Here is a 14,109-nt window from a genome sequence, read left to right on the forward strand (position 1 = left end):
GCTCTGTCCTCAATTGATGTTGCGCCAGGTGGCTTCGACATGAATTTCACCGGCGGCGCTGACGTCGCCATACCAACCGTTGCCGTCGACGGTTCTCAGCGAGATCGGATTATTCATCGGAATGCTAAAGGTCACGCGGGTCTTGTTCAGCACCCCCACTTCGCCGGAGATATCATTCCACGGGGTGCTGCTCCAGAGCGCATTGGTCATATCGTGCCACTGGCCATCGCAGCCGGCGGCGAAGCTCTGCTGGCCGTTGGTGCTGGTGGTGATGCCGAGGGTGGCGGGAAACGGCACCTGGGTACTGTTATCCGCGGAAGAAAAGAGGCAATAGTTCACCCCGTTGATCGCCCGAGTCGGCCCGGTCGCCATCACCCTCACCTGATCGGCGGCGGTTTTGCCGCTGGTAGTCACCAGGTAGCCGAACTCCAGCGCCGGCTCCGTCGGGCCGACATAACCTTCACGATGAGGGCTGTTGTCGTAATCATCGGAAATAATGCTGATGCTGAAATCGCGCGGCTTGATAATCAGCTGGTTTGAGGTCGAAAACTCATACCATCCCGACTCCGGCGAGGTGGTGTTCTGAAAACGGAAATTGATCAGATCGCGAGTGCCGCTGTCGGAAATCCCCAGCGCAACCATCTGTTTGAAGAAGTTACTGGAGAAGAACACATAGACGGCATTGCTGCTCTTCAGTTCGTTAAAGGTATAGTAGCTGCCGGTGCCCGACGTGTTTTTCCAGGTGTTGCCGTTCAGACTGAACTGCAGGTCGGCGGCGTTCACCGCTGATGACAGCGCCGCATGGTTAATCGCCGGGAAAACATGAATCGAGGTATTGCTGACGCTGCCGTCGGTCTGCAAATCATAGCTGACCATCTTGCACATGATGCCCGAGCGGGCGCCGATAGTCTGGTTCTTGCAATCGGCATTGCCCTCGCCGATGATCGGCACCCCATCGCTGTTGACGAACACCTCCGATACGGCGTTGGTATTGATAAAGCGCAGGTGGGCGGCCTTGCTGTGCGTGACGGTGCGCTTGTACCAGTTGCCGCTGGCCTGATCCTGGCAACGGCCGCCGGCCGCGGCGTCGTAAGCCACCGACGTTTGGCAACCGTTGATCTGCATGCTGAAAGCGTCACCCGCCGCCATCTGCTTCAGATACTGATAGAAGCTCGGCGACATCATGCCGTGCATCCATTTTGCGCCGCCTGGCGTGACCACGGCGCCGTAAAATCCCTTTTCGTCGGTGGTCTGCGGCAGAATCAAGCTGGTATCCATATTGCAACCGGCATACCAGTTGATGCAGCGCAAGCCGAGGAACGGATTCTTTATCGGCGCATTTTCCAGCCACATGTCATAGCGCCAGTTGGCATTCAGCCCCGTGTTGTAACCATTGTCCACGTACCCCAGGCTCTGCTGATAGATAGTGCCGGAACCGCCGTATTTCAGCCCGGTCCACTTGTTGGCGCCGGTCATGCGCGGATCCAGCCCGCCGGCCGGCGTAACGAAAAAGTTGTCGTCGGCGTTGTTCTCCACGAAGACAAATTTCATTACCGCCGCATCCGGCCAGTTGGTCTGGCTGACCGCCGCCTGCAGCGCGGGGGCGACCAGCGCCAACAACAACAGCGCAACGTTAGCTCTCATGGTCAGACTCCCCGGATGACAGATTGCCCGCATAGGTTTTCAGCCCGGTGCAGATCACGTCGCCGACCCACACCGCGCCTTGCGCCTTGCTGAGATCCAAATCCACTTCGCACGTCTGATTGCCGCTGTGGGTAAAATCGATAACCGGGAATTTTTTGTCGACGTCCATGATAAATTCGCCTTTCTCATCGGTGCGGGTGCGGCCGATATGGTTCTTGATATAGGCGTTGGCCAGCAGCGTGCCGTCCTCCGCCTTGATGCGGCCGAACACCGTCACCATCTGTTTTATCTCCGGCGAGATCACCGCCACGTTGCCCGGATACAGGGTGAGCTTGCTCTTGCGCTTGGTGACGATGTCGAAGCTCTCCGCCGAGTTTTTGTTGTTCATCAGCTCAACGTCGTACTGACCGTAAGGCGACAAAGGCAGGTAATTCTTATTGCCGCTCAGCTTCACCATCCGGCCGTCAACCCGTGCGGTCAGCAGGCCGTCGTTTTCAATGCCGGTATTGAAGATAATCCCGGCGTTGCCTTCGTTGCGGCCGCTGATGGCAATATCACGCCCTTGCCAGCCCATGCTGCCGCTCGCGGTCAGGCTGCTGTTAACGTAGCCGTCGGCGGAGCTGCTGACGTTGAGCGTGCCGGCAGAATACTTGGTGTCGAAGCGCGCATAGCCACCACCGTTGAAGCGGTTGTCGCCGCGGGTATCACCGGAAATCGCCCGCGACAGGTTGGCGCCCAGGGTGCGGATCGGCCCGTCCTTGATGTCCTTGCGCGCCGCCAGGTTGGCGGTGGTGTAGCCGTTCTGGTTGGAAACGCCGGCGCTGAGCCAGTTGCCCATCGGCAGCGAAAAATCGAGCGCGATGTACTTGCCGGTATTGGCGTTGCTGCTGCCGTTGTTGTAGCGTTGCACGCCCGCCCGCACGCCCAGCGTGCCGAAGCGGCCGGTAAAGATGTTCTGGTAATAGTCGGCGTTGTAATAGTGGCTGTCGTTCTTCTTATCGTCGTTGTAGCTGGCGCTCAGGGTGCCCAGCGGAGACCACAGCGCCCCCAGATTAAGGCTGCCGCCAACGGCGCGGTTATAGGCGTCATTTTGCAACAGACGATCGCCAATCTGCGTTTTCTCCTGATTGATCCATACGCTGCTGAATCCGCCGGGCAACGCGGCGCTGACGCTATTGACCAGGCTCCAGGAGCGATCGGAGGCCGCCATGTTTTGCAGGTTGATCTGAATCGACTCGGTCACCGGCAGGCTGACGCGGCTCTCGCCGACGGCGTTGCCGTCAAACGAATACCCCGACAGCGCCCAATTCAGCGTGTGCAGATTGCCGGTAGCCGAAGCGCCAAGCAAATAAGAGTCCTTTGCCGGGCGGTGGCGCTCTCGCTCGCCGCGCCAGTCGTCCATGCGCAGCATCCCGCCCCAGAATTGCCAGGCCAGCGGCGCATTGGCGCCGCGATTGGGGCTGAACAGTTTATTCACTCGCTGCATGCGTTTATCCACCACTTTGCCGTTGACCACGATCTCCACCTCGACGTCATAAATGCCGTAGGGCAGGCTGCCGGTGTCCACTTCATGGTTGCCCATCGTGAAGTTTTGTACGCTGAGCAGCCGCCCATCGCGCGACAAATGCACCTCGCCGGCCGAGGGGAAAAAAACCACGATCGGCGTCAGCGATTGGGAATTATCGAATACCGTCGAGTTGGCGCGGTTGCCGTAGGACAGACCATAAATCTTGCTCGAGTTGATGGTGGTGACCGGCCCCAGCGACTGCAGATTCCAGCTGTCCAGCATGCCGGCGGCGAAACGGCGGCCGGCGAAATCACGCTCGTACATCGCTTTGTACAGCGTGGCGTTTTCATCGCCGCTGCCGATACCGTAGATGGAACCGTTCAACTCCACGTGGTGTTCACGCAACGCGGTAACGCTGTTGAGCGATAAATAACTGGAGGTATTGCCTTCGCTGGCGCGGGCCCGGTTATCGTAGACCCCGAGGTTATAATCCAGCGTGCTGCTTACGGCATCCACGCTGGACGCGCCGATGTCGCTGGAGCGGGCGCGCAGCACCGTTCCGAGCGCGGACTCCTTCACCACCAGCTGCAGGTTGAGCTGCCGGAAGTCCAGAGCCAGCCAGGCGTCGTCCGCGATCCGGATATGCTGCTGCCGATCGAATGGCGCATCCTGCAAAGCCTGCAGCTGGCCGGCTATCGCCGCCGTCAGCCGGGCGCCGTCGTCGTTATCCTCCAGCGTCACCCGACGAATCGTTAGCCTGTCCTGATCCAGGTAGAGAAAGGCATGGCCGATGCGGCTGTCGTCTTTGACGCCATCGCTCTTTTCATAATGCAACAACAGCGGAATACTCATCCCCTCGCGCAACGCCAGGCTGAAGGTTTGCGGGATCAGCACGCCGTTAATCTGCGTCAAACCGGCCGCCATCGCCATACGGCCAGGCAACAGCGTCGGCAGCGCCAGCGCACCGGCAGCCAAAAGCGTTTTCAACAGCACAGCGTTCACATGCCACTCCTTGCGTGATTGTTTTGCATCCATCGTGGATAACGCGCGCATTACTTCACCGGGATAAACTGTTCGCCGTGCCACAGCGCGACGCGCCCTTTTTTATCGTTGACGTCAACCTTGCTGAAGGCGCGATCCTTGCCCGGCATCACGAAATAGTTCTCCTTGCAGTCGCTGCCGTCTTGCTTGTTCCTGCAATTGCCGTAGGCCACCACTTTGAACGTGGCGTTGCCGGTGTTTTTGATCCGTCCGTTGGCGAACTGATAGGCGAAGCGATCCTGCCGAGGCGCCACCACCAAAATGGTGCCGATGCGCGCCGACGTGGTGGCCACGGCATTACGCCGAGCCGAGTTTTGCCCCGCCTCGCTCAGCGCCTGATCGAACCAAACGATGCGGTAGTAGCGCTCCTGAGCATCGTTCGGCCCCTTGTAGTAAAAGCGGATCACGTCGCTGGCGTTGGCCGGCAAGATCAGGCTGGCGGGCGACAGCAGCATTTCATCCCGGCTGCTCATCGGGATCGCCGTACCGGAGGCCAGGGGGCTGGAAATGCGTTCGATCTTGATGTTCACCAGCCGGCCGCTGTCGGTGGTGTTTTTGATTTCCTTGCTCAGGCGCGCGCTGTCGCCAGGCATGAAGGAGCTGATCTCACCCACATCGAGAGCCAAAGCCGGCCGCAGCAGCATTAACATCAGGGTGACGGCGAGAGAAAAGCGTGTCATTGCGGTATTCCACTGGCGTTGATGAGCGATAAATAGCAGGAGGTCTCCCCCCTGCCAGGTGCAGATCGTTCGGGGGATTAGGAAGTCCAGGTCGCGTTGAACTCGACGCTGACGTCGCCGCTCCAGATACCTTCCGGCAACGTGCTGAAATCCGTGACGGCGGTGGTGCCGTTTGACGTCGCGCCGATGATGCTGAAGGTGAACTGATCCTGCGCGCTGGTGCGGCCGGCCTGGTTGTAGGCGTTGGACAGGGCGCTCAGATTGCCGCCCAAAATGCCGGCGGTGGTGTCGATCATGGTGGTTTCAGCCGTTTTCTCTACCGCCGCACCGTTGTAGTTAACCCCGACTTCCAGCGTAGAACCGGAAGTATCCAGCTGAGTCAGCGTATTGGAGACCAGTTTTGAGGTCAGTTTGAAAGCGGTGGCCGTGGTATCGCCTTCCACGGTGACGTCAAACAGGCCTTTCTGACTGTTGAAACCCTTAATGCCTTCTGCATAGTTGAAGGTCAGGCTGCCAATCGGCGTCACAACCAGTTTGCTGGTGGTGTCTTTCTTGGCGGTCGCAGACCAGGTTGCCAACGCCTGAGCGGTAACGTCGGCGGCTTGAGCAGTGCTGACCGCTGCAAAGGCGGAAACGATCGCCAGAGCCAGTGTCATTTTCTTCATGGTATAACTCCCTTCAATGTTGAATATGTTTTCTTTCTTTCGTCCATTCTCAGCCAGCCGTTTGCATCACTGCGTTTAGCCAGTCTGCTTGACGCCACAAGAATATCCCCAGCCGATCAAAAAAGAATCATTAACTATTAAAGTTCAAACATTTAGATTTAAATACCGCAATTAAGGTTTTAACCACCTCCAGTCACGTTAAAACACGGATTAAGCCTTTGATGAAAGCACAATCATATTGTGGTTTAACCCCATCAAAGCGGTTGTTGTTTAACCACAAAGCAGCCCTGTTTATCCTTGCCATGTCCGTACAGAATTTCAGCCCGCGTCATTCGTTGCGGAGAGAAGATTGATTGGATTAACTCAGGAGAGCAGCAGCCAATGAAGATCGACTGCTGCAGAGAAGAGGTGACTCTTGCCACATTTCAGGAAGGATAGCGGGTTCTCAGGGTAAGAATAAGCCGCATAAAACCGGCCTGATTGAGGCTCAGTTTTCGCATAATATTCAGTTTATGGGAGCTGATGGTTTTGTAACTTCGCCGGGTCAGGTTGGCAATGCTTCGTGGAGATGCGCCGGCAGCCATCATGGCCAAAACTCGCCATTCACCGTCAGATAATGCGACAGGCGAATGGGCCAACCGGGCGCGAATATGCGGGGAACGATAGCCGGAGAACTCCCCCGCAGCCGCAATGGCATCACGCAGGCAATGCAAAGGCTCCTCCTTTGCCACTATAGCTATGCGCGCATCCGTCGCTAACAGCGCTAATATACCGGGGTGTTCTACCGCGGTGAAAATCACCAAGGGAATTTCCGGCCAGACATTTTTTGCCGTCAGAACGAACCGCAATACATCATACAAATATTCGTTCTGATGATATAACTCCATAATAAGCGCGCGCGGCTTCCCCCCTTTCAATGCTCCCTCCAGCTCGCTCAAGGTATCGATAAAATACCTGTCACTTGATCGGGTAACGAGAAATGCTTCCATTCCTGTTCTCACTAAATAGCTGGGTTCAAAAAATAGCAGCGCATCACCGAAATCGGCTTTAACCATACATAATCACCATAATGAGGTAGAAAGCGGTAGAGAAAGGGAAATACCTCTCGATAAACGCCACACGGCACCCCGCCAAATGAAAATCGAACGTTCAATTTCAATGCTGTAATATTTTTGTCATATCCACCGTCATTTCAATCGCGTTGGGCCGACGGCTATCGATGGTCAATTAATAAACTCGGCATTGTCGCTTTCCAAACCGGAACAGATCTCCATTTTATGTTCACGCAAAATCTTGCAGCGCAGCAGGAATAAGCGGGAAATGCCGGAAATGTAAGCCCTGACCTGATTGCTGCGCACCACCAGCAAAAACTCATCGCCGCTGCATTCCCCCGTTTGGTGAGCGGCGTAAGCCAGAATGTCCCGATTCAGGCTGGCGTTGACCGACGCCGAGGCAGCAGGCAAGGACATGAAAACCTTACAATTGCCGGACTTTCCCAGGTAGCTCTCCTGCCGGGCCTCCGAGCCGCTGAAATAGGCGGTGACAGCAATGGCCATGAGGATGCCCCCCAGGACCGATGCACAGATCATCAGCCAGCCGCGGCGGGAATCACCGAAAAAAGAGGTGGCCCGGTTGATGACGGTTGCGGATGGCGGGTTTATCGCCGCTTCGGGCGCAGGCTCCGGCAAAGAGGCGGCGGGTTCTGCATCGTGTCTATCTTCCGCTTCCTCATAAGACTCGATGGTAATCTCATCACGCAGCATAAAACCCACTTTAGGGACAGTGACAATAACCTCTTCTTCGACGCCCAGATTTTTAATCACCCGGCGTAATTTGCTGACGCACTGATTAAGATTATTATTGCTGGAAACCATGCCGTAATCGTCCCAGACCTTCTTGAATATCAATTCACGCCCCACGGCCTCGCCATGGTGGGCAATCAGCAGCAGCAACAACCGCTTGGAAGGACTGGATATGGATATGGGATCGTCAGAAAAATCAGTTGGGCTAAGGGTTCTGGTGTCTGCGTCAAAGAGAATATGGTCATTAAATCTATATTTCATTTTATTCACATGTTTTCACTATAGCGATAATTTATAGTTTGGCGTCAAATGTTAATGAAATATTAAATCGGGTTAATTCGCAAAAACACCCAAATGCAGGCAAGAAAAACCACGCAATCAACGCCACGAAATACGCTTTTTCACCTCACCACCGTTATATAGGATTTTTCTTGCAAACCATAACCAAAGGTTAACCAATCACCACGCCCATTGATATATTGACGTGATAAAAACCACAAAGTTAGTTTTTTATATCGCAAATTACAAACTTTAAGGAAAATCATCTCAAAAAATGGCCGAAGAACTAAATTTTAATAAAAAAATAATAACACGTGAATGTTGAGCGCAATCACATATAGCCGGCATACGCATTAGCCTGATGAATTAACGCGCTTGCCGCGACGCAAATGTTAAAGTTTAGGTTCAGCCAAGGCGCTGGGGAAATAATAATGAAAGGAAAAGCTTACGAATGACGCCTGTCGCATTATTCGCAACAGGCGAAAACATTCGCGCAGTTCATTGAACTGATGAAGGGAATATCAGGCTAAAGGTCAAGCAAGCAGCATCCTGGCCAGCGGAACACTGCGCGCGCACCTCACCGCCGTGCAGTGTCATGATGGCGCGCACGATAGAAAGCCCCAGCCCACTGGCATGATTGCCGGCGCTGCGCGCGGGATCGGCGCGGTAGAAACGATCGAACAGCTTTTCCAGCTGTGCCGGCGCGATCGGCGGCCCCTGATTGATAACCTGCACCCACCAGGCATCGGCGCGCCGTTCAGCCCGCAACGCGATCAGGCTGTTTTCATCGGCATAGCGCACCGCGTTGGCCACCAGGTTGCTCAGCGCCCGCTGGAACAACATCGCGTCCGCCTTCAGCTCGCCTTCCCCTTCGCAGCTCAGCGCGATGCCGCGTTCTTCCGCCAGCCCTTCGAAGTAATCCGCCACCCGCCGCAGTTCCAGCGCCACATCCAGACGGCCGTAGTTCAGCGCAGACTGCGCCTCCCCGGCGCGCGCCAGGAACAGGATGTTTTCCACCATGCGGGAAATGCGCTCCAGCTCATCCATATTGTTCGACAGCAGGGTTTCGTACTCCTCCACGCTGCGGGGCTGGTAAAGCGCCACCTGGCACTGGCCCATCAGCGCCCCTACCGGGGTGCGGATCTCATGGGCCAGATCGGCGGAAAACTGCGTCAGGCGCTGATAGCCTTCATTCAACCGATCGAGCATCGCATTGAACGAACGGGTCAGCTGCTGCAATTCCTTCGGCGCTCCCTGCTCGCTGAGGCGCGTCGACAGCGTATTGGGCGCAATCTGCGCTGCCTGCGCCGCCATGCGCCATAACGGCTTCAATCCCCGGCGCATGACCCCATACCCCAGCAGCGCAATCAGCAGGAAAGCCACCGCCACCGCCGCGACGATGCGCCACAGGTAACGCGCCAGCATCTTCTGCTCGTTGACCATCACGTGCGCGGCGGAGATCTGCAACAGGCTGCCGTCTTCCAGGCGCACCATCGCCGACGCCGCACGCAGCGGCACCCCCTGCGCCGTTTCCCCGCCGCGCACGGCGGCCAACGTCTGCGCCTGGCCGGCCGGCGTCGGCGCGATCGGCGGCAATGCCACCCCGGCCGGGTTCACGTTGATGAGCGGTTCTTGCCCCGGAATTTGGAAAATCAGCACGTCCTGTTCATTGCCCAGCATGTTTTCAAACAGGCCGTTATTGGCGGTCAGGCGCGCCAAAGGAAAGCGCTGTCCCAGCAAATGGCGGAAATACTCTACGCGCCCGGTCACCTGCAGATCGCTGCGCAGCGTCATTTCCTGGCGCATGGCGCTATACAGATACCCGCCCGTCCCGCTCACCACCAAAGCGGCCACCAGCGCGAACAGCGTTGCGGTGCGCAGCGTCAGCGATACCGGCCGACGTGAAGTGCGCCCGTTCACGAGCGTGGCTCGCAGACATAGCCGATGCCGCGCACGCTGTGGATCAGCTTGACGTCGAACGGCCGGTCTATTTTGGCGCGCAGGCGTTTGATCGCCACGTCAACCACATTGGTGTCGCTGTCGAAATTCATGTCCCACACCTGAGAGGCGATCTGCGTGCGCGACAGCACTTCGCCCTCGCGCCGCACCAGCAGGTGCAGCAGCATGAACTCCTTGTTGGTCAACGGGATCACCTGTTCCTGACGCACCGCCCGGCGGCGCAGCACGTCCAGCTGCAGATCGGCGATGGCATAATGATCGGCTTCGCGCGCCGGCCCACGGCGCAGCAAGGTGCGTAAACGCAGCACCAGTTCGGTGAACGAAAACGGTTTAATCAGATAATCGTCCGCGCCCAGCTCCAGACCGTGGATGCGATCCTGCACGCCGTCGCGAGCGGTGAGAAACAGAATCGGCACGTCGCTTTTCTTGCGCAGCACCTCGATGATCTGCCAACCGTCCAGCCCCGGCAGCATCACGTCGAGCACGATCGCATCGTAATCCTGCTCCAACGCGCGAAACAACCCGTCGGTGCCGGTGCGCGCCAAATCGACGCCGTACCCCGCCTCGCTCAGCCCTTTCTTCAGGTAATCCCCTGTGCCGATATCGTCTTCAACTACCAGTATTCGCATGCTCGCCACCTCGTTACGTCTGCAAAAATACTAGCAGCTTCGGCGGACAAACTTGATGACATTAATGTCATCAAACGGCCATGGCGCTGACCCAATGGCTCAACCATGCTTACCCGGCAAACTCATTTCAGGAGAACGTTATGATTACCCGTCATCGTATAGCCGGTTTACTGTTGTCCACCTTGCTGCTGTCCAGCGGCCTGGCCGCCGCCGCCCAAACGCCGGGCAAGGTCATCGCGCCGCTGCGCGGCACCATCAGCCAGGTGGCCGACGGCAATCTGCAACTGACCGATCGCAAGGGCGAGACGCTCAGCGTCAAGCTGAACGATCAGACCAAAGTGCTCAGCGTGTCCAAGGCCACGCTGGACGACATCAAACCGGACAGCTTTATCGGCACCGCCGCCGTGCCGCAGCCGGACGGCACGCTCAAAGCGCTGGAGGTGCACGTGTTCGCCGCCAGCCTGCGCGGCACCGGCGAAGGGCACTCGGCCTGGGAATCCGCCGACGGCAAAGTGGACACCATGACCAACGGCACCGTCGGCAAACTGGTGAAATCCAACGGCCGCACCCTGACCGTCACCTACGGCAACCAGCAGAAAACCGTCGTCGTGCCGGAAGACGTGCCGATCGTGACGCTGGATCCGGGCGATCTGAGCCTGCTGAAGCCGGGCGTGCACATCGTGCTGTTCTCCGCCGTCAACGATAAGGGCGAGCGCGTCGCCACCCGCATATCCGCCGGCAAAGACGGCACCGTACCGCCGATGTAACCGGAGAAAGCCATGAAAACCAACGCGTCGCGGCCGGTGCATCGCTGGCCGGTTCGAATCACTCATTGGATCAACCTGTTCGCCATGGTGTGCATGTTTATGAGCGGCTGGGAGATCTATAACGCCTCGCCGCTGTTCGATTTCCGCTTTCCGCCGCAGATGACGCTGGGCGGTTGGCTGGGCGGCGCGATTGGTTGGCATTTGGCGGTGATGTGGCTATTGGCGCTCAACGCCGCCTGCTATCTGCTGTGGAGCCTGTTCAGCGGCCATTTTCGCCGCGATCTGTTGCCGCTTCGCGTCGGCGCGCTGCGGCAGGATATCTGGCTGGCGTTGACGCTGCGCCTGCGCCACCGGCATGGCCACTACAACGCCATTCAGAAGCTGATGTACCTCGGCGTGCTGGCGCTGGGCCTATTGCTGGTGCTGTCCGGCCTGGCGATTTGGAAGCCGGTTCAGCTGCAGGGATTGGTCGCTCTGTTTGGCGGCTTCGATTTCGCGCGCTACGTGCATTTCTTCGCCATGGTCGGCATTGGCCTGTTCGTGGCGATCCACGTCTTTATGGTGATCGTCGTGCCCAAAACGCTGTGGGCGATGATAACGGGTGGCAAACATGAATGAGAAAAAGCCGCGGGCAACCGCGCCAAAACTGGAACCGGACCAAAAAAAGCAGCTGGTCAATCTGCAGCGCCGCCTGATGCTGCGCTCCGGCCTGACGCTGGGCGGCATCGCCATGCTCACCGGTTGCAACCTGCAAGACGGCGATCGGGTGGATAAGGTGCTGTGGGCCATGTCGCGCTGGAACGACCGGGTGCAGGCCTGGCTGTTCAGCGGCCAGCGGCTGGCGCAAACTTACCGGCCCGATCAGATTACCCAGCCTTTCCCCTTCAACGCGTTTTACCCGGAATACAACGTCCCCGAGATCGATCTGGCCGGCTACCGGCTTGAAGTCGCGGGGAAAGTGGAGAAAAAAGCGCCCTGGACGCTGGAACAGCTGCAGCGGCTGCCGCAGCAAAGCCAGATCACGCGTCTGATCTGCATTGAGGGCTGGAGCGCCATCGGCCAATGGGGCGGCGTGCCGCTGCGCACCTTTCTGCAGCACGTCGGGGCGGATCTGAATGCCGGTTACGTCGGCTTCAAATGCGCCGATCGCTACTACTCCAGCCTCGACATGGCCACCGCGCTGCACCCGCAGACCATTCTGGCGCTGGATTTCGGCGGCAAGGCGCTGCCGGCGGACTATGGCTACCCGCTGCGGCTGCGGGTGCCCACCAAGCTGGGGTTCAAAAACGCCAAACATATCGCCGCCATCTTCGTCAGCGACGTCAATCCGGGCGGCTATTGGGAAGATCAGGGCTACAACTGGTTCAGCGGCATTTAGTTTTGCGCGGCGCTGCGCATAAGCTCCATCGGCGGCTGGAGGATCTTCTCCGCCGCAGTTAATAATCGGTTCGTCACAAAGGGGATAACTATAGGAAAAATAATAGTAAAAAGGATTTCATCATGGAGATTGATGTGAGGGAGTCACACACAGGGATAGCAGACACATACAGGTATCAGATTACTGTAAGAAAAAGTGATGGTAAAACGGCCATCTATCATTTGGATTTCAAGAAAATTGGGCAAAACATGCACCATTGGTTTGCCCCAGTGTATGTGGACACTACTCTCCTCGATAATGCTTTCTCTCTGGAGTTTTATGATGTTAAGGCGCTGAGCGACGCAAGCAGGCACCAGCGCTCAGCTTTCGATACCTATACCGCAATGCATTACACCCTTCTCCAACGCGAACGTTTATTCGTCGTTGGCATCGGGGAAACCCTTCTCAAGTTTGCTTATCAGTATCATGCCAGGATCATCTTCAGTACACCGTTAAGGCCAGCATTAGCTAAAATTTATGATTTCCTGTTGAAAAAACACGCTGAAAAAGGGCATTATTCATACAAAATAGAGTTTATAAAGGACGGCCTCTATGTCATCGAAATCCCGCATAACCCCCATAACACCCCATACTTACCAGCAGCACGTTAAGGAACAACGCCTGAAAGAGATGCAAGCCTTCCACGAAGAGTGGTGGGAACAAAGGCGCCGCGAATGGCGTGAACGCGGCGGCGTTGAAGCAAGTGAACCGCCCGCACGTGGCATCGATACCGAACTTTTATCCTGATTCCGGTTCGTTCTTACTCTTCTTCCCCTGCCGTCAGCAACGCAAGCCCCGCTTGCTCGATTGCCTCCCGCGCGGCGGCGGGCAGCCCCTCGTCGGTAATGACGGCGTCAAAGGCGGCGATCGGCAGCGCCAGGTAGGTCGCGATCTTGCCGTATTTCGAGGTGTCGCTGAGCAGAATGCAGCGGCGGCTGGCCTCGACGATGGCCTTCTTTACCATCACCTTGTCTTCGTTCGGCGTCGACAGGCCGCGCATGCTCCACGAAGAGGCGGAGATAAACGCCAGATCGATAAACAGACCGCGCAGCGCCTGCGCCGCCGCTTCGCCGACGCAGGAGCGGTTTTCCCGGCACACGGTGCCGCCGGTGTGGATGATTCTGCACTGGCTGTGTTCGATCAGGAAGCCGGCGATGACAAAGTCGTTGGTCACCACCGTCAAATCGTCACGTTCACCGATCTGCTTCGCCAGCGCCAGCGTGGTGGTGCCGGCATCCAGATAAATACAGCTATTGGCGGGAATTTGCCGCGCCGCCAGCCGGCCGATGGCGATTTTCTGCCGGCTGAACATCCCCTCTTTGGCCTGGTGCGAAGGTTCGCTCGCCACCCGCTCGGGTGCCTGCACGCCGCCCGAGACCGACTGCACCGCGCCCTGTTCCTCCAGCTTTTGCAAATCGCGGCGGATCGTCATATGCGACACCCCCAGCCGTTCGGTCAGCTCGGCAATGCTGACGACGCCGCGTTCGGATACCAGCGCAAGGATTTGTTGATGGCGTTCTACAGGTATCACGGTTCCCTCTCGTTGCTGCGGTGATAATAATTGTGATTTTACGTCAATTTTCGTTCGCCGATAGCCCTAATTTTTCGCGGCGTGACGGCGCGCGCAGTGACGCCAGAAAAACATAAACTTATTTAAAAACATAACAATAATGTTGATACAGGCCAGAAACCGTACGAAGAATTCGTCTCACACATTGT

Annotated in this window: 13 protein-coding genes; 4 read left to right on the plus strand and 9 right to left on the minus strand. The window is 57.2% G+C overall.

Annotated elements, in window-relative coordinates:
* Positions 1-9: 9 nt before the first annotated feature.
* From ACF8MC_RS17880 to ACF8MC_RS17915, 8 genes are all read right to left on the minus strand, one after another.
* A complete protein-coding gene (locus ACF8MC_RS17880) occupies positions 10-1,644 on the minus strand; it encodes a hypothetical protein (protein WP_060429767.1) in 1,635 nt (544 codons plus the stop codon).
* On the minus strand, positions 1,634-4,153 hold the full coding sequence (locus ACF8MC_RS17885) for a fimbrial biogenesis outer membrane usher protein (protein ID WP_080353504.1): 2,520 nt from the start codon (positions 4,151-4,153) through the stop codon (positions 1,634-1,636). The genes ACF8MC_RS17880 and ACF8MC_RS17885 overlap by 11 nt, the downstream gene beginning before the upstream one ends.
* A 50-nt stretch (positions 4,154-4,203) precedes the next feature.
* The gene (locus ACF8MC_RS17890; protein WP_049196268.1) at positions 4,204-4,872 is read right to left on the minus strand and encodes a hypothetical protein; all 669 of its coding nucleotides are present in this window, start codon (positions 4,870-4,872) and stop codon (positions 4,204-4,206) included.
* Between the two features lie 77 nt (positions 4,873-4,949).
* Positions 4,950-5,537, minus strand: a complete 588-nt coding sequence (locus ACF8MC_RS17895) for a common pilus major fimbrillin subunit EcpA (protein WP_033646847.1) — start codon at positions 5,535-5,537, stop codon at positions 4,950-4,952.
* A 425-nt stretch (positions 5,538-5,962) separates the two neighbouring features.
* Positions 5,963-6,592: a LuxR C-terminal-related transcriptional regulator gene (locus ACF8MC_RS17900; protein WP_049196270.1), complete on the minus strand. Its 630-nt coding sequence runs from the start codon at positions 6,590-6,592 to the stop codon at positions 5,963-5,965.
* Between the two features lie 168 nt (positions 6,593-6,760).
* Complete coding sequence (locus ACF8MC_RS17905) at positions 6,761-7,600, minus strand: winged helix-turn-helix domain-containing protein (protein WP_047568591.1); 840 nt, start codon at positions 7,598-7,600, stop codon at positions 6,761-6,763.
* A gap of 516 nt (positions 7,601-8,116) precedes the next feature.
* Entirely contained in the window at positions 8,117-9,538 is a 1,422-nt protein-coding gene (locus ACF8MC_RS17910) for a heavy metal sensor histidine kinase (RefSeq protein WP_049196273.1), read from the minus strand.
* On the minus strand, positions 9,535-10,206 hold the full coding sequence (locus ACF8MC_RS17915; protein ID WP_033637675.1) for a heavy metal response regulator transcription factor: 672 nt from the start codon (positions 10,204-10,206) through the stop codon (positions 9,535-9,537). The genes ACF8MC_RS17910 and ACF8MC_RS17915 overlap by 4 nt, the downstream gene beginning before the upstream one ends.
* Before the next feature lie 140 nt (positions 10,207-10,346).
* On the opposite strand from ACF8MC_RS17915, the gene ACF8MC_RS17920 reads away from it, so the two are divergent.
* From ACF8MC_RS17920 to ACF8MC_RS17935, 4 genes are all read left to right on the plus strand, one after another.
* Positions 10,347-10,973 carry a hypothetical protein gene (locus ACF8MC_RS17920; RefSeq protein WP_033653393.1) on the plus strand — a complete coding sequence of 209 codons (627 nt, stop codon included), beginning with the start codon at positions 10,347-10,349 and terminating at the stop codon, positions 10,971-10,973.
* 12 nt (positions 10,974-10,985) lie between these two features.
* Positions 10,986-11,591 (plus strand): cytochrome b/b6 domain-containing protein, encoded by a 606-nt coding sequence (locus tag ACF8MC_RS17925; RefSeq protein WP_033637673.1) that lies wholly within the window; start codon positions 10,986-10,988, stop codon positions 11,589-11,591.
* Positions 11,584-12,351, plus strand: a complete 768-nt coding sequence (locus ACF8MC_RS17930) for a molybdopterin-dependent oxidoreductase (RefSeq protein ID WP_033637672.1) — start codon at positions 11,584-11,586, stop codon at positions 12,349-12,351. The genes ACF8MC_RS17925 and ACF8MC_RS17930 overlap by 8 nt, the downstream gene beginning before the upstream one ends.
* A 122-nt stretch (positions 12,352-12,473) precedes the next feature.
* A complete protein-coding gene (locus ACF8MC_RS17935; RefSeq protein WP_164104727.1) occupies positions 12,474-13,001 on the plus strand; it encodes a hypothetical protein in 528 nt (175 codons plus the stop codon).
* A 149-nt stretch (positions 13,002-13,150) separates the two neighbouring features.
* On the opposite strand, the gene ygbI is transcribed toward ACF8MC_RS17935, so the two are convergent.
* On the minus strand, positions 13,151-13,921 hold the full coding sequence (gene ygbI, locus ACF8MC_RS17940) for a DNA-binding transcriptional repressor YgbI (RefSeq protein WP_033637671.1): 771 nt from the start codon (positions 13,919-13,921) through the stop codon (positions 13,151-13,153).
* Positions 13,922-14,109 lie beyond the last annotated feature (188 nt).

It is taken from the genome of Serratia sp. LACPHL-BACT-2024-00286 (assembly GCF_043109535.1).
Taxonomy (GTDB): Bacteria; Pseudomonadota; Gammaproteobacteria; order Enterobacterales; family Enterobacteriaceae; genus Serratia; species Serratia sarumanii.